We start from the raw sequence: 15200 nt of genomic DNA on the forward strand, positions 1-15200 counted from the left end.
AGATGTCCTCACCGGCCCATGCCGATTGCTGGCCCTGGATCTACTGGACCATCGTCGTCTGGAGGTAGGACCACCGGGTTGACTCCACGCTGGGTCTCCCAAGGGTTGTCTGGGTCCCAATGTCTCGGTTCTGTCGTGTCGTCTTCCCGTCGGCCGAGGCGGCCAGCCCCTCCCGACCCAGGACCCCAGATCCCGGGTGCACCGCCGATGGGCGGCATGCCGTGGGTGCTAGAGAAGCCCCTACCGGCCGAAGGGCGAGAGCCAGCTGCACCAGTAGGGGCGGTCCCCGCGCCCCCACCGCCGATCACCCCTCCAACCGGGTTCACGCGCCGCGAGGGATTGCTGGTGTTTTCCGGTTGACGGGCCGGTGCTCCCGGTGCGCCACCGATAACGCCTCCCGGCGGTGTGGCTCTCAGTGGTTCCGACGCGGGTCCCCGCAGTGGACCACTCGGACTGTTTGGAATGAGTTTGCCAGGGGGTCCGCCGAGCCGCTGGTTCGATGCGGGAGTGCGGGATATCGGCGGAGGTGCGGGCGGCATGACCGATTGATAAGTTGAGGGAGGTGAAGTTGATGCGGAGCTAGGAGTAATGCTATTCAAGTTTGGCGTTACTCCTGTCCCGGTCCCGCCAAGTATGGGGCCGCCGCCGTTTGCTGTAGGTGCAGACGTGGTCGTCGTCCCCAATTTCGAGGATGGCGTAATGGTCGCGCTGTCGCGCATAGGCACAGAAATTACTGACGGGATGATAGGCGCGGCGTTATTGCCATACGCGTCTGGATTTGAGATGTCTTTACCGGCTTGCGAGGGCGTCGAGGGTGGTTTTTGAAGGGTTGCTTGGGCTTGTTGGAGTTCGCCGCTGAGGTTGAACATCGCCGCTCGTGCCTGAACATTGAGCCGTTCCAGGTCCGCATCACTGACGGGCGATTCGGTGACCCGGTTGCCCATCACCGCTTTCGGGTCGGCGGCCATCGACTCGTACGCCTGCTTCTTCTGGGACTTGGTCGCGTACTCCTCGTGGATCTTGCGGAGCGCGGCGCGCGTGGTGCCGATGGCCTGGGTGGCGGCGGAGAGCGCGGTGTAGTTCGCGGCGGCGGCGTTGTGGGTGCGTTGCACCTTGTCGATCAGCTCGTCGAGCTCGGCGAGGTAGGTGCTGGAGGCGGCGCTGGTTTCGGGTGGCCACGCCTCGGCGAGCCCGCGCCGGTATTCCTGGAGGCGGCTGAGGTGGGTCTGCGCCAGGTCGCAGACCTTGCGCCAGCCGGCGACCTGCTTCCAGTGGTTGTCGGTCTCGTGGTCCTGGAGGCAGGCCCACATGCTGTTGACGTCCATCAGGTGCCAGTCGGTGAGGCCGGAGGTGCGGCCGGAATCCCGTTTGATCATGGCAGCACCACCGGCCCTTCAATGTCGGCGTCGGGGCCGGTCGGGTCGGTCAGCATGGGTGTCGGGCCGCCGGGCAGCATGCTGGTCGGGTCGGCGAGGGCCTGTCGTACGTCCACCACTCGCGCGGCGGTGAAGGCGTCGCTGTCGGCGTACCGGGTGGCGACCTGATCGGCGGCGGCGGCCAGGTGGCCGGTGGCGCCGCGGACGGCGTAGACCATGTCGGCGGTGGCCTGTTGCGTCTCGTGGTGCGCGTGCAGGAACGTGACCAGCTCGACGAAGGCGTCGCACGGGTTGGGCAGGCGCGCGGACATGTCCTCGGCGATGTACGGAAGGTGCGGCGCGTAGTTGCTCTCGACCTCGGCGGCGAGCCGGTCGGCGAACTCTCTGAGCTGGCTGATGTCGGCCTCGATGCCGCCGTAGCCGCGCAGCCAGGGCGCTGGCCGGTCCTCTTCGGGGATCACGGGTCCTCCCTCGCTGTCACGACACCGTCTCCCTGAGTGAGGGTAACGTCTGCACGCACCGCTGGCAGCCCCCGCCCGGAGGGTCGCGTCAGCGAGGCAGGCCGGCGGCGCGCCACCCGCCGGAGCTGACCGGCCGACCGCTGCGCGCCCAGGCGGACGCGGTCGTCGGCGCGGGCGCGGCGGCTGGCCGGGATCGTACGATGATCGCCCCCACCAGGGCGGCCAACTCCTCCGCGGTGGGCACGCCCCGGACGACCCGGAACAGCGGCTCTTCGACAGACATGACGCCAGGGTACGCCGCGCGAAGTTACCGGAAGCGCACAGTGGCGTGCCGGCGGTGTGAGCGTCGGTGGGTCCGGGTACCGTCTCACCGATGTCGAACGCGCTTCCCCAACTTGTCGCTGACCGATACCGGCTTCTGTCGCCGCTCGGCCAGGGTGGCATGGGCCGGGTGTGGAAGGCGCGCGACGAGGTGTTGCACCGCGACGTCGCCATCAAGGAATTGGTGCCGCCGCCGGGTCTCACCGACGAGGAGCGCCGTGAGATGCGCGAGCGCTCGTTGCGGGAGGCGCGGGCCATCGCCCGGCTCAACCACGCGAACGTCGTCCGCATCTTCGACGTGCTGCGCACCGATGGTGATCCGTGGATCGTCATGGAGTACGTGGCGTCGAAGTCGTTGCAGGACACTCTCGCCGAAGACGGTCCCGTGTCGGTGGCCCGCACGGTGGAGATCGGTCTCGGCGTGCTGGGCGCGCTCAGTGCCGCGCACAAGGCGGGCGTCATGCACCGCGACGTCAAGCCCGGCAACGTGCTGCTGGGCGACGACGGCCGGGTGGTGCTGACCGATTTCGGTCTCGCCACGATCCCGGGCGACCCGAACGTGACCCGTACCGGCATGGTGCTCGGCTCACCCGCGTACATCTCACCGGAGCGGGCCCGCGACGGCACCGCCGGGCCGGAGGCCGACCTGTGGTCGTTGGGCGCGACGCTCTACGCGGCGGTCGAGGGTAAGTCGCCCTACGCCCGCCCGTCGGCGATCGGCACCCTCGCGGCGCTGGCGACCGAGCCGATTCCGCCGCCGAAGAACGCCGGTCCGCTCAAGGCCGTGCTCAACGGGCTGCTGCGCAAGGATCCGCACGAGCGGATCACCGCCGAGGTGGCGGAACGTCTGCTGCGCCGCGCCGGTGGCAAGCGTGCGCGCGGGATCTCGCTGTTGGATGGCGTACGCCGGCCGGGGCCGAACGGTCCGCGCGAGCCGCGCCCGCCGCACGTCCCCGCCCCGCGGCCGGCCGAGAGTGTCGACCGGCCGGTGTCGCCGCCGCCAGCTGCGGCCTCGACCTCGGTTGCCGCAGCTGCGAGTCCCGCCGCGGATGCCACGCCGACGACAGTCGTTCCCTCCGGCGAGCATTCCGACCCGACCGCACCGGTGCCAGCCGACCCGACCGCGGTGGTGCCAGCCGACCCGACCGCGGTGGTGCCGGCCGAGCCGACCGCCACGATCGACAGCCCGTCCGATGCCGACCCGACCGCGAAGGTCACGGCCACGGCCGACACGACCGACGACGGTACGACGAGCGTCGACGACGGTACGGCGAACGTCGACGACGAACCGACTGTGGTCGACGGCCCGCCGGTGGCGCCGGAGCAGCGCAGGCCGACGACGCCGACGTCGCTCATGCCGCCGCTGAGCCCGGCCGGGCGTGCGGCGGTCCCGCCGTCGGACGGCACGAAGCCGAACAACACCCGACGCAACGTGCTGATCGGGGCGCTTGTGGCCCTGCTGCTGATCGGCCTCGTGGTGATCGTGCCGATGCTCACCAAGGGCGACGACAACGAGACCCCGCAGACCGGCCCGACGACCGGTGCGGCCGCGACGTCGGCGCCGGCGCAGTCCTCGGCTCCGGCGGCGCCTCCGCCCACCACGGGCGCACCGAGTACGTCGCCCTCGGCCACGCCGTCGACCGACCCGAACGCGCTGCCGGCGGGCTGGAAGCTGCACGAGGGGCCGACCTTCTCCATTCCGCTTCCACCCGGCTGGAGCGGCCGTCAGACCAGATCGGACACGGTCGTCTTCAACCAGCCCAATGGGCCTGGCATAATGCTGGTCCAGTGGACCCCCACCCCTAAGAAGGACGCGGTCGCCGACTGGAAGGCGATCGAACCTGACCGTCGGGATCTGGTCACCAACTACCAGTTGGTGGGCAGCATCAAGGCCTGCGACTGGTATCGGACCTGCGCCGACTGGGAGTGGTTGGAGACCCGGGACGGCACCCGCATCCACGTGCGTAACCGGGGCTTCGTAACCGCCACCAACCGGGGTTTCGCCATCCGGTGGGAGATCGCGGAGAAGGACTGGCAGGCGAACCTCGCCAACTTCGACCAGATCGTCAGGGGCTTCAAGCCCGATCGGGTCAACTGACAGGCGTTCCGCACCTGCGCGAACCTCTCTCGCATGTTCTTGCGTCGTTCGGGGTATCTGATCTCCAACGACGGAGGGAGGTGCGACATGGGTTACCGATACAGGAACGCCCGGCCCCGGCTGGCACTGTGGATGCTCGTCGCACTCGGGGATGTGGCACTGCTGCTGATCAGCGTTGGGATTCCGGTGCTCGTCGCGCTGTTCGGCGTCGTTGCCATCACCGCTGGTGCGGTGGGCGTCCGGCGACTCAGCCGGCGGGACGCGCTGGTCCGCGAGGATGCTCCGGTGATGGTGCCGGCGTTGAGCCGACGGCGGGTCTGACCCGTACCCGGTGGGTGGCGGCAGCCGGACCGATTGTCAACCGTGTGGTGACCGTCGATCCCGCTGCCGCCAACGGCCCGATCAGGTGTTGTTGGCCAGCGCGATCAGTCGACTGCGGTCACCGTTCCAGTAGTTGCGGTCCACGTTGCCGCTGATCCCGGAGACGACGCCGGTGCTGGTGTACTGCCAGAAGCTCCACACCGGTGCCCCGGCCGGCAGAGCGCCGGGCGTGCTCGACCAGCGGGCCAGCCACAGCGGGTGGTTCGCCCACGGGCCGGTCCAGCTGCCGGTGCACTGGTTCCACCAGCTCGTGGTGGTGTAGATGACGGCGTACCGGCCGGTGCGCGACCGGTAGGTGTTCAGGAAGTCCTGCACCCAGTTGCGCATTCCGGTCGTGCTGAGCCCGTAGCAGTAGCCGCCGCTGTACGGGTTGGCCTCGATGTCCAGCGCCGCCGGCAGGGTGCGGCTGTCCGCCGACCAGGCGCCGCCGTTGGAGGCCAGGTAGTTGGCCTGGGTGGAGCCGGCGGAGATGTTGGGCCGGGCGAAGTGGTACGCCCCGCGGATCACCCCGGCGTTGTACGAGTTGACGTAGTTGGCGTTGAAGTTCGCGTCCTTGTAGGCGGTGCCCTCGGTCGCCTTGATGAAGGCGAACTGGATGCCCGCGTTGCGGACGCTCGTCCAGTTGATGGTGCCCTGGTAGCGGGAGACGTCGATGCCGGGTGTGGTGGCGGCGGCCGCCGGTCCGGCGGTCGCGACCAGAGCCGCCGCCGCGGTGGCGAGGACGGTGAGGCTGGCCGCGAGCGCGCGGCGCAGCATTGACGAGGTACGGGCCATGAATGCCTCCAAGGACGTCGCTCTATCGACAACCATCTTTGGAGGTAAGTGCCCTAGATCACAAGGGCGACTGAAAAAAGCTTCATCGACGGGCGTGTGTCGCTCCGGTTGCGGGAGTCGGACGGATCAGCTCAGAGTGGCCGGGTCGAGCTGCCAGCGGAACGGCTCGACGACGGTCAGCGTCTCGCCCGCCTTGGCGATCTGGTCCTCGACGTAGTGCTCACCGTCGAGCCGGTGCAGCCGCAGCGAGTGACCCTCGCCGTCCTGCTCGACCAGCAGATACCAGGGGATTCGCGCGATGGCGTAGAGCTGCATCTTGACCAGCCGGTCCGCAGCGGCGTTGCCGGGCGAGACGATCTCGCCGACGAGGACCACCCGGTCGGGGTCGAGGAAGGTGCCGTCGTCATCAACATCGGTCACAACGAGGTCCGGAATGACGACTCGATCGATGCCGAGCCGGACGTTGATCGCTTCGAAGACCGACAGCCCGTGGAGGTCTGCCGCTGCTTCGACGCTGTTCGCCAGTCGGCGCGACACCCGCTGGTGCCGTCGGCTCGGGGCAGGGCTCACCAGAAGGCTCCCGTCGAGCAGTTCGATCCGGTCAGGCGTTTCGCCCAAGGCGAAGTAGTCGGCCTCGGTCCACAGGCCGACGTGCGGCTCCAGGGGCGCTGCGCTCACCCGCGTTCACCTCCCGCTCGACTCGCCACCCGATCAGTCTCCCAGGATACGAGGCGGTGCTCCGGGAGCGACACGGAACGCCGCCGGTAGGCTCGCGCCCCATGATGTCGATCGACGGGCTGGGCGAGACCTGGGACACGCTGTTCGGCGCTCAGCCGGACCCGCCCCCGCTGCTGGTGCTGATCACCGCGGCCGTGGCGCTGGTGGTGGTGTCCACCCGGCTGCCGTGGCGGATCGCCCGTAACGCCATCACCATCGCGCACGAGGGCGGGCACGCGCTCGTCGCCCTGCTCACCGGGCGCAAGCTGCGCGGCATCCGGCTGCACTCGGACACGTCGGGGCTGACGCTCTCCGCCGGCCGTCCCACCGGGCCGGGCATGATCCTCACCCTGCTCGCCGGTTACGTCGCCCCGCCGCTGGTCGGGCTGGCCGGTGCCTGGCTGCTCGGCGGCAACCGGATCACCCTGCTGCTCTGGGTGGCGGTGGCGCTGCTGCTGGCCATGCTCGTCCTGATCCGCAACGTCTTCGGGGTGGTGTCGCTGCTGGTCACCGGCGCACTGGTGTTCGCCGTCTCGTGGTACGCCACGCCGCAGGTCCAGGCCGCGTTCGCGTACGTCGGGGTGTGGTTCCTGCTGCTCGGCGGGGTGCGGCCGGTGGTCGAGCTGCAACGGCTGCGTTCGCGGGGCCGGATGCCCGCCTCCGACGCCGACCAGCTCGCCGGGCTCACCCCTTTCCCGCCGCTCTTCTGGGTGGCCGTCTTCGCGCTCGTCAACCTGGCCGCCCTGGTCGCCGGCGCCCTGCTGCTGACCGGCCCCATCCTCACCAGCGCCGGCCTGGCGCTCTAAAACCGACCTCCGCACGGGTCGATCATGGAGTTGTGGTGGGCCGCGAAAGCCGCAATACCCCCGCAGTCAGGCACCACAACTCCATGATCGACGGCGGGAGGGGTGGGGGCGGGCAGAATGAGGCCATGCGATACGTGATCATCGGGGCGGGTGCGGTCGGCGGGACCATCGGCGTACGGCTGGCCCAGGCCGACCGGGACGTGACAGTGGTCGCGCGCGGTGCCCACCTGGACGCGATCCGGGCGCACGGGTTGACCCTGCGGCAGCCCGACGGCGAGGTCACCGCCCGGCTCGCGGCGGTGGACCGGCCCACGGACCAGCCGCTGCCAGCGGACACCGTGCTGATCCTCACCGTGAAGTCGCAGGACACCGCCGGCGCGTTGGCCGCCTGGGTGGACGCGCCGGTGGTCGGCGGTGGCACGGCGGGCGAACGTCTCCCGCTGGTGACCGCGCAGAACGGGGTGGCCAACGAGCGGGCCGCGCTGCGGCTCTTCGCCGACGTGCACCCGGTCTGCGTCTGGCTGCCGGCCACCCACCTGGACCCGGGCGTGGTGGTGGCGAACGGCTACCCGCACCCGGGGATGCTCCACATCGGGCGCTGCCCCGAGGGCGCCGACGACACCGACCGGGCGATCGCCGCCGGGTTTGTCGCGCCGGTCCGTGAGGACGTGCTGCGCTGGAAGTACGGCAAGCTGCTCAGCAATCTCGGCAACGGCCTCCAGGCGCTGCTCGGTCGGGACATCCCGGAGGCGTTGGCCGAGCGGGTACGCGCCGAGGGTGTCGCCGCGCTCGCCGCCGCCGGGATCGCGCACACGTCGCCGCCGGAGGAGAAGGCCGAACGCGGCGACCTGGTGCAGCAGCGCCCGGTCGACGGCGAGGGCCGCTCGGGTGGCTCCACCTGGCAGAGCCTGGCCCGGGGCACCGGCTCGACCGAGGTCGACCACCTCAACGGTGAGATCGCGCTGCTCGGCCGGCTGCACGGCGTGCCGACGCCGGCCAACGTCGCCGTGCAGCGGGCCGTACGCCGGGCGGTCCGGGAGCGGATCGCGGCCGGCGCGTTCCCGCTCGCCGAACTGGAGAAGATGATCTCCTGATCGGGGCAACCGATGACCCGGCCCGGCGCGTGTTCCCTGCGACCGACACGGGGAGGCAACGGGTGCCGGACGTCGACGAGTTCGACGAGTTCTACCGGGGCAGCCGGCAACGGCTGCTCGGGTTCGTCTACGCCCTGACCGGGGACCGGGTCGAGGCTCAGGACGCCGTGCAGGAGGCGTACATCCGGGCGTGGCAGCGGTGGTCGACGGTCCGCGGGTACGACGACCCGGAGGCGTGGGTGCGGGTGGTGGCCAGCCGGGTCGCGGTCAGCCGGTGGCGCAGCCTGCGCAGCCGGGCCCGCGCGTACCTGCGGCACGGTGCCACCGAGAGCGTTCCCGGCCCGGGCACCGACACCGTCGAGGTGGTCGCGGCCCTGCGTCGACTGCCCGAGGAGCAACGCGTCGCCATCGCCCTGTACTACCTGGTCGGCATGCCGGTCGCCGACGTGGCGCGGGAGACCGCAGCCCCGGTGGGCACCGTCAAGGCTCGACTCTCCCGGGGGCGCACCGCGCTCGCCGGCCTGCTCGCTGTCTCTGACCTGGAGGAGGCTACCGATGCGTGACGACGACCTGGCATTCGTCGAACGGGTCCACCGGGACCTGAGTGACGTCAGGTGGCCGGAGCCGGAGGAGATCCGGGCGGTGGCCCACAGGCGTAGGCGTCGCACGGTCGCGTTCGCGGCGGTCGCGGTAATCGCGGCAGTGACCGGCCCGGCATACGCCCTGACGGAGCGCACGTCGGCTCCGCCCACTGCCGCCGTGCCTGTGGCGACGCAGAGCCCCGCCCGGGCGGAGATCCCCCTCGACTCCCTGCTGACTGTCACCGAGGTGCCGGTGAAGGGCGCCGTGCAGCTCGGCGACGCCGGCCTCGGTGAGGTCGTCCGACTGGATCCGACGCTGCAGAGGTGCGGCGACGACCGTGGCGTGCCGGCGGTGCCCGCGTACTCCCGTTACTCGCGGTCGCAGACCCTGTTGTCGCCGACGAGGGCCGGCAGGGCACCGACCCGGGTCGAACTCAGCCAGGACGTCTACCGGCTCGATCCGTTGGTGAGCGCGCGACTCTTCACTCACCTGAGGGCGCTGCTCGACGCCTGCCCCGAGTGGCATGTCGTCGAGAACGTCGTCGCCGCGGGCGAGACGACGCCCAACGAGAGCAAGCACGCCTGGGAGACGGCGGCGAGCAACTTCGCCGGTGACGAGTCGATTCTGGTGCGGCGAGTGCCGTTCGCCCCCCGTGGCCCGGCCTCGGGAAGGACGCTCCAGCGTTCCAGCCCGGTGGGGATGACCGTCGTGGTCCGGGTCGGCGACCTGGTCACCGTGCTGGTGCCCGACCCGGGCCTGGGCCTGGGCGACGCGGATCTTGAGGCGCTGGGCCGGACGGCCGCTCGGCGACTGTGCCCCGCGGCCAACCCGACCTGCTGACCCTTCTGAACCACGCAACGTCGGGGATGTTGCTGCCTCCCGGTGCCGGGAGGCAGCACTTTCCCCGACGTTGCGCGGATCAAGCGACCAGGCGCCACCGCTCAGAGCGGGATGTTGCCGTGCTTCTTGGGCGGCAGGGTCTCCCGCTTGGTACGCAGCACGCGCAGTGCCCGGACGATCTGGGTGCGCGTCTCGTGCGGTGCGATCACCGAGTCGATGTAGCCGCGCTCGGCCGCCACGTACGGGTTGGCCAGGGTGTCCTCGTACTCGGCGATCTTCTCGGCCCGGATCGCGGCCGGGTCCTCGGCGCTGGCCAGCTCGGAGCGGTAGAGGATGTTCACAGCGCCCTGCGCCCCCATCACGGCGATCTGGGCGGTGGGCCAGGCGAAGTTCAGGTCCGCGCCGAGGTGCTTGGAGCCCATCACGTCGTACGCGCCGCCGTACGCCTTGCGGGTGATCACGGTGACCTTGGGGACGGTGGCCTCGGCGTACGCGTAGATGAGCTTGGCGCCCCGGCGGATGATGCCGTCCCACTCCTGGCCGGTGCCGGGCAGGAAGCCGGGCACGTCCACGAAGGTCAGCACCGGGATGTTGAACGCGTCGCAGGTGCGCACGAACCGGGCGGCCTTCTCCGAGGCGGCGATGTCCAGGGTGCCGGCGAAGTGCATCGGCTGGTTGGCGACGACGCCCACCGGGCGGCCCTCCACCCGGCCGTAGCCGACCACGATGTTCTGCGCGTAGAGCGGCTGGACCTCCAGGAACTCCCCGTCGTCGAGGACGTGCTCCAGCACGGTGTGGATGTCGTACGGCTGGTTGGCCGAGTCCGGGATCAGCGTGTCCAACTCCCGGTCCTCGTCGCTGATCGCCAGGTCGGCGGGCGCGTCGAAGACGACCGGCTCGTCGAGGTTGTTCGACGGCAGGTACGACAGCAGTGCCTTGACGTAGTCGACCGCGTCGTCCTCGTCGGTGGCGAGGTAGTGCGCGTTGCCGCTGCGCGTGTTGTGCGTGCGGGCGCCGCCCAACTCCTCCATGCCGACGTCCTCGCCGGTCACCGTCTTGATCACGTCCGGGCCGGTGATGAACATGTGTGAGGTCTGGTCGACCATCACGGTGAAGTCGGTGACCGCCGGGGAGTAGACCGCACCGCCCGCGCAGGGTCCCACCACCAGGGAGATCTGCGGGATGACGCCGGAGGCCCGCACGTTGCGGAAGAAGATCTCGCCGTAGAGGCCGAGCGAGACCACGCCCTCCTGGATGCGGGCGCCGCCGGAGTCGTTGATGCCGACCACCGGGCAGCCGATCTTCATGGCCAGGTCCATCACCTTGACGATCTTCTCGCCGAAGACCTCACCGAGCGAACCACCGAAGACCGTGAAGTCCTGCGCGAACACGCACACCTGCCGGCCGTCGACAGTGCCGTAGCCGGTGACCACACCGTCGCCGTACGGGCGGTTGCGCTCCAGCCCGAAGGCCGTGGACCGGTGCCGGGCCAGCTCGTCGAGTTCGACGAAGGAGCCCTCGTCGAGCAGCATCCCGATCCGCTCGCGGGCGGTCTTCTTGCCCCGCGCGTGCTGCTTCTCGACCGCGCGGGCCGACCCGGCGTGCACCGCCTCGTCGACCCGGCGCTCCAGGTCCGCCAGCTTGCCCGCGGTGCTGTGGATGTTGGTCCCGGTCTCGGTAGTCACCCTGGGAATATAACGATGGTTCAGGTCGGTGCCGCTGTGCAGTACCCCTCAGTGTCGGCGCCGCCACCGCCGTAGGCTGGCGGAATGTCGGGCTCCCCGTACACCGATCTGGACCGTCCGCCGCTGTCGGCGGCGCGGCTGCGTCGCGCGCTGGTCGCGCCGAACGGGCCGTGGTCCCGCCTGGAGTTGCACGCCGAGACCGGCTCCACGAACGCCGACGCGGCCGAGGCGGCCCGGGCCGGCGAACCCGAGGGCCTGGTCGTGGTGGCTGAGCGGCAGACCGCCGGGCGTGGCCGGCGCGGTCGGGTCTGGCAGTCGCCGCCCCGGGCCGGCATCGCGACGAGCGTGCTGCTGCGGCCCGGCGTGGCCGTGCCGGACCGCGACTGGCCACCCGCGCCACCCACCGGGTACGGGTGGCTGCCGTTGCTGGCCGGCGTGGCGCTGGTGGAGGCGGTGGCCCGGCTGGCCGAGCTGGACGCCACCCTGAAGTGGCCCAACGACCTGCTGATCGACGACGCGAAGTGCGCGGGTGTGCTGGCCGAGGCGGTGCCCGGGCGGGCACCGGACCAACCGCCGGCCATCGTGCTCGGCATCGGGCTGAACGTGACGCTGCGCGCCGAGGAGCTGCCGGTGAATCCGACCGGGCTGCCGGCCACCTCGTTGCAGTTGGCGGGTGCGGCGGCGACCGACCGGGACCCCCTGTTGCGGGCACTGCTGCGCTCGGTCGCCGAGTGGTACGACCGCTGGCGTTCGGCGGGTGGCGACGCGGTCGCCAGCGGCCTGCGCGACGCCTACCTGGCGGCCTGCGCGACGATCGGCCGTGAGGTACGCGTCCTGCTCCCCGACGGCGAGACCGTGACCGGCACCGCCACCGGAGTGGACCCGGACGGCCAACTCCAGCTCACCACCCCGGCGGGCGCCCGAACCCTGGCCGCCGGAGACGTCCTGCACCTGCGCTGACCACCACCCGTTTCGAGACACGTGCAAGATCACGGACAGCGGGTGGGGCCGCGTGGCGGATGTCGTGGTGAGGGCTGGGGGTTTACCGTCTGCGCGTCGGAAAAATGGCGATGGAGGTTGTCGTGGCGTTTCCTGAAGACGTGCTCACCGCGGACGAGCATGTCGTGCTCCATCTGCACCCGCACTGGAAGGCCCTGATCCGGCCGATCGTGGTGCTGGTGCTGGCCATCGCCGCGGTGGTGGTCGGTGTGCTCCTGCTGCCCGAGGGCGGTGGCGGTTCGGTCGCGCTGGCCGTGATCGGAGCGATCGCCCTGGTCGGGGTGCTCTGGCTCGGGCTGTGGCCGTTCCTGGTCTGGCGTAGCACCCACTACCTGTTCACGAATGAGCGGGTGCTGATCCAGCAGGGTGTCTTCTCCCGCGACCGGCGCGATCTTCCGCTCACCCGGGTCAACGACCACGCGATGAACCAGCGGTTCGTCGAACGTCTGCTCGGCTGCGGCACGCTCACCATCGAGTCGGCCGGTGAACGCGGCCAGTCGGTGCTCGCCGACGTGCCGAGTGTCGGAAAGGTGCAGACCACCCTCTACGAGCTGGTCGAGGCGCAACACGACAAGCACTCGCTCGGCGACGGGGAGATGCGCGACATCCTCGCCGACATGCAGGACGGCAAGCCGCTGCGGGACACCACGACCTGATCCGGGTCGGGTGCGGTGGAGGCCCGCCGCCGCAGTGTGTCGGGGCGGGTCAGCCGGGCGGTTCGGCCCGGGGTGGGCCGTTGGCGGGTCGTTCCGGGCCGATCTGGTCCGAGCCGGCGGCCGGCGGCCCACCCGCTGGCTGGCCGGCGTCGGCTTCGGCGGCATCGGCTTCAGCGGGGCCGGCCTGGGACGCGTCGGCCTCGGCTGGGTCGGGCGCGTCGGCCTCGACCGGGTCGGGCGCGTCTGCTTCGACTGGGTCGGCGTCGAGCGGGTCGGCTTCGAGTGGTTCGGCGTCGAGCGTGTCGGCGTCGCGTGGGCGGACGGCGAACCAGCCACGGAAGCGGGTCCGCAGCACCTCCTGCTCGGGCCGGTCGTCCGGGCCGAGACGCAGCATGGTGCCGGTGAGGCTGACGGTGCCGAGCCCCGGGCGGGCGCTCGACGGCCGGGCGCCCATCACGTCGACCCGAACGGCGAGCCGGTCACCGGCGCGCACGGGGGCGAGCCAGCGCAGCTCCTCCAGGCCGGGGGAGGCGTCCGCGGCGGCCCGGGACAGCAGGTGGTCGACGTACGCGCGCATGAACAGGCTGACCGTGTAGAAGCCGCTGGCGATCAGCCCACCGTGCCGGCTGGCCCCGGCCAGGCCGGCGTCGACGTGGTACCACTGCGGGTCGAAGCGTCGCGCGAAGGCGACCATCTCGTCGCCATCCACGGTGACCACGCCGAGGTCGACGGTGAGCCCCGGGACAAGATCCTCGAAGAACAGCTCGGCGGGTTGCCCGGTGCCGGAGCGGGCGTCGGGTGTCGTCACCGGCGGGGCGCGCGGCGGGTGCTGACGTGCAACTCCGCGGCGAGTTCCGCGTCCAGGTCGGCGGCGGGGCTGACGCTCAACCGGGGGCGGCCCTGGGTGGGCGCGCCGGCCGGTGGGTCGGCACGTCGCGCGGACTCCGCCTCCTCCAACTCCGACACGGATTCGGCCAGCTCGGCGACCGGGTCCATCTCGGCCATCGTGTCCCACTCGTCGCGGGGGATGTCGTGCCAGGTGGGCTCGTGCTTCGCCTCGTCGTCGTCGACAGCGACGGGCTGGAAGACGAAGGTCCGGTACGACCAGAACCGGAACAGCGTGGCCAACAGGACACCGACGGTCTTTGCCACGTTCAGTGCCAGCAGGCCGTGCACGCCTAGGCCGTACTTGGCTGCCGCCACGGCGCCCAGCTCGATGAGCAGGCCAGCCCCGTTGAAGAGGAAGAAGAGGACATACTCCCGGCGCAACGCCGATTTCGGGCGATCCCGGTACGTCCAGTGCCGATTCATCAGGTACGACGTGATCGTGGCGACGACTGTCGCAATCACCGTCGCCTTCAACTGACCATTGACGAAAACGGTCAGTGCAAGGGCATTGAACACTGCGTAATTGATGACGGTGTTGATGCCACCGACGATGCCGAACTTGAGCGCCTCGTGGATGAACTTCTGCCAGCGCTCAGGCAGCAGGCGGACAAGACGCATGCGAAACACCTTAGGGCAGTCGGTGTGACCGGCGATCACCGGCCAAACGGGGTGAGCGGCAGGTCACGCCCTGCGGTCGGGGTCGGGTCTTACCTGCGGAACGGTCCGGGTTCCCGCTTCGACGAAGACGAACCGCCGGTACGACCAGAATCGGAACAGCGTGCCGAGGCCCGTGCCGACGATGTAGCTGGCGACGTTGTCGGCCAGGCGCGTCTGGAACACGGCCGGCCAGACGCTGCCGAGCCCGTACCTGCTGATCGCGAGGCAGGCCACCGCGATGCCGAGACCGACGACGTTGAAGAAGAAGAACAGCGCGTACTCGCGGGCCGGGTTGCTGCGCTGGCGGTGCCGCCAGGTCCAGAACCGGTTGCCTACGAAGGCGACGGAGGCCGCGATGATGGTCGAGATCGTCTTCGCCGTCAGCTCCTCGACGCCGCGCGTGCTCGTCAGGTAGTTGAAGAGCGCGAAGTCGACGAGGAAGGCGACGCCACCCACGGTCGCGAACTTGCTCATCTCGCGGACGAGGTGACCGAAGCGGTCCAGCAGTTTGCCAACCAGACCCGGTCGGGTCTGCCGGGGACCCGGTTGCTCCCCGGTCATCGTGGCGGCCACGGAGCGAGCCTACCGGCTCCGAGCCAGTCCGCGGGGTAGCTACGGCAAGCGGGCGTGGTCGCCCGGCACAGCTGATCACCGTGTGCGAAACCGTCGTACGCAGCGTAACCAATTGGGAGGACTGACGCGCCTCGGAACGGGAATCCACGCACCGGTCGGCGGGGCAGGTCCATGGCCCCACCGCACAAGCGTCCGCCGGGGTGCACAACAAGATTTGCGTGAAACTGCGCAGGAAAGCGGGTATCAGATCGTGATGCCGCAGCGTGGCCGTAGCTTGTGCAGTTCTTCACAA

17 protein-coding genes are annotated in these 15200 nt (G+C 70.4%); 8 read left to right on the forward strand and 9 right to left on the reverse strand.

Annotated features, from left to right (window positions below):
- Positions 1 to 8 precede the first annotated feature (8 nt).
- The 3 genes from AB0C25_RS02035 to AB0C25_RS02045 form a co-directional block, all read right to left on the reverse strand.
- Entirely contained in the window at positions 9 to 1376 is a 1368-nt protein-coding gene (locus AB0C25_RS02035; protein WP_357368595.1) for a hypothetical protein, read from the reverse strand.
- Entirely contained in the window at positions 1373 to 1837 is a 465-nt protein-coding gene (locus tag AB0C25_RS02040) for a hypothetical protein (protein ID WP_357368597.1), read from the reverse strand. Before AB0C25_RS02040 ends, AB0C25_RS02035 begins: the two co-directional genes overlap by 4 nt.
- Positions 1838 to 1925: 88 nt before the next feature.
- Entirely contained in the window at positions 1926 to 2120 is a 195-nt protein-coding gene (locus tag AB0C25_RS02045) for an acyl-CoA carboxylase subunit epsilon (RefSeq protein ID WP_357368599.1), read from the reverse strand.
- 90 nt (positions 2121 to 2210) lie between these two features.
- On the opposite strand from AB0C25_RS02045, the gene AB0C25_RS02050 reads away from it, so the two are divergent.
- Together AB0C25_RS02050 and AB0C25_RS02055 are read left to right on the forward strand one after the other, a co-directional pair.
- Positions 2211 to 4256 carry a protein kinase gene (locus tag AB0C25_RS02050; RefSeq protein WP_357368601.1) on the forward strand — a complete coding sequence of 682 codons (2046 nt, stop codon included), beginning with the start codon at positions 2211 to 2213 and terminating at the stop codon, positions 4254 to 4256.
- A gap of 87 nt (positions 4257 to 4343) precedes the next feature.
- A complete protein-coding gene (locus tag AB0C25_RS02055; protein ID WP_357368603.1) occupies positions 4344 to 4577 on the forward strand; it encodes a hypothetical protein in 234 nt (77 codons plus the stop codon).
- 81 nt (positions 4578 to 4658) lie between these two features.
- Here AB0C25_RS02055 and AB0C25_RS02060 read toward each other — a convergent pair whose 3' ends face one another.
- On the reverse strand, positions 4659 to 5411 hold the full coding sequence (locus AB0C25_RS02060; RefSeq protein WP_357368605.1) for a GH25 family lysozyme: 753 nt from the start codon (positions 5409 to 5411) through the stop codon (positions 4659 to 4661).
- Positions 5412 to 5537: 126 nt separating this feature from the next.
- Entirely contained in the window at positions 5538 to 6089 is a 552-nt protein-coding gene (locus tag AB0C25_RS02065; protein ID WP_357368607.1) for a Uma2 family endonuclease, read from the reverse strand.
- A 101-nt stretch (positions 6090 to 6190) separates the two neighbouring features.
- Between AB0C25_RS02065 and AB0C25_RS02070 the strand changes: the two genes are divergently transcribed.
- The 4 genes from AB0C25_RS02070 to AB0C25_RS02085 all read left to right on the forward strand — a co-directional run bounded on the left by AB0C25_RS02070 (position 6191) and on the right by AB0C25_RS02085 (position 9450).
- A complete protein-coding gene (locus AB0C25_RS02070; protein WP_357368609.1) occupies positions 6191 to 6934 on the forward strand; it encodes a M50 family metallopeptidase in 744 nt (247 codons plus the stop codon).
- Between the two features lie 125 nt (positions 6935 to 7059).
- Positions 7060 to 8028 carry a 2-dehydropantoate 2-reductase N-terminal domain-containing protein gene (locus AB0C25_RS02075; RefSeq protein ID WP_357368611.1) on the forward strand — a complete coding sequence of 323 codons (969 nt, stop codon included), beginning with the start codon at positions 7060 to 7062 and terminating at the stop codon, positions 8026 to 8028.
- 62 nt (positions 8029 to 8090) lie between these two features.
- The gene (locus AB0C25_RS02080) at positions 8091 to 8591 is read left to right on the forward strand and encodes a sigma-70 family RNA polymerase sigma factor (RefSeq protein ID WP_357241602.1); all 501 of its coding nucleotides are present in this window, start codon (positions 8091 to 8093) and stop codon (positions 8589 to 8591) included.
- On the forward strand, positions 8584 to 9450 hold the full coding sequence (locus AB0C25_RS02085; protein ID WP_357368613.1) for a hypothetical protein: 867 nt from the start codon (positions 8584 to 8586) through the stop codon (positions 9448 to 9450). Before AB0C25_RS02080 ends, AB0C25_RS02085 begins: the two co-directional genes overlap by 8 nt.
- A gap of 101 nt (positions 9451 to 9551) precedes the next feature.
- Here AB0C25_RS02085 and AB0C25_RS02090 read toward each other — a convergent pair whose 3' ends face one another.
- Positions 9552 to 11135, reverse strand: a complete 1584-nt coding sequence (locus AB0C25_RS02090; RefSeq protein WP_357368615.1) for an acyl-CoA carboxylase subunit beta — start codon at positions 11133 to 11135, stop codon at positions 9552 to 9554.
- An 84-nt stretch (positions 11136 to 11219) separates the two neighbouring features.
- Here AB0C25_RS02090 and AB0C25_RS02095 point away from each other — a divergent pair, with 84 nt between their 5' ends.
- On the forward strand, positions 11220 to 12095 hold the full coding sequence (locus AB0C25_RS02095) for a biotin--[acetyl-CoA-carboxylase] ligase (RefSeq protein ID WP_357368617.1): 876 nt from the start codon (positions 11220 to 11222) through the stop codon (positions 12093 to 12095).
- A 122-nt stretch (positions 12096 to 12217) separates the two neighbouring features.
- Positions 12218 to 12790 (forward strand): PH domain-containing protein, encoded by a 573-nt coding sequence (locus AB0C25_RS02100; RefSeq protein ID WP_357368619.1) that lies wholly within the window; start codon positions 12218 to 12220, stop codon positions 12788 to 12790.
- 49 nt (positions 12791 to 12839) lie between these two features.
- Here AB0C25_RS02100 and AB0C25_RS02105 read toward each other — a convergent pair whose 3' ends face one another.
- From AB0C25_RS02105 to AB0C25_RS02115, 3 genes are all read right to left on the reverse strand, one after another.
- A complete protein-coding gene (locus AB0C25_RS02105; protein WP_357368622.1) occupies positions 12840 to 13598 on the reverse strand; it encodes a MaoC/PaaZ C-terminal domain-containing protein in 759 nt (252 codons plus the stop codon).
- On the reverse strand, positions 13595 to 14296 hold the full coding sequence (locus AB0C25_RS02110; protein WP_357368624.1) for a GtrA family protein: 702 nt from the start codon (positions 14294 to 14296) through the stop codon (positions 13595 to 13597). The genes AB0C25_RS02105 and AB0C25_RS02110 overlap by 4 nt, the downstream gene beginning before the upstream one ends.
- Before the next feature lie 63 nt (positions 14297 to 14359).
- Positions 14360 to 14896: a GtrA family protein gene (locus AB0C25_RS02115; protein WP_357369036.1), complete on the reverse strand. Its 537-nt coding sequence runs from the start codon at positions 14894 to 14896 to the stop codon at positions 14360 to 14362.
- Between the last annotated feature and the right edge of the window lie 304 nt (positions 14897 to 15200).

The organism is Micromonospora sp. NPDC048839 (assembly GCF_040649915.1).
Lineage (GTDB): Bacteria > Actinomycetota > Actinomycetes > Mycobacteriales > Micromonosporaceae > Micromonospora.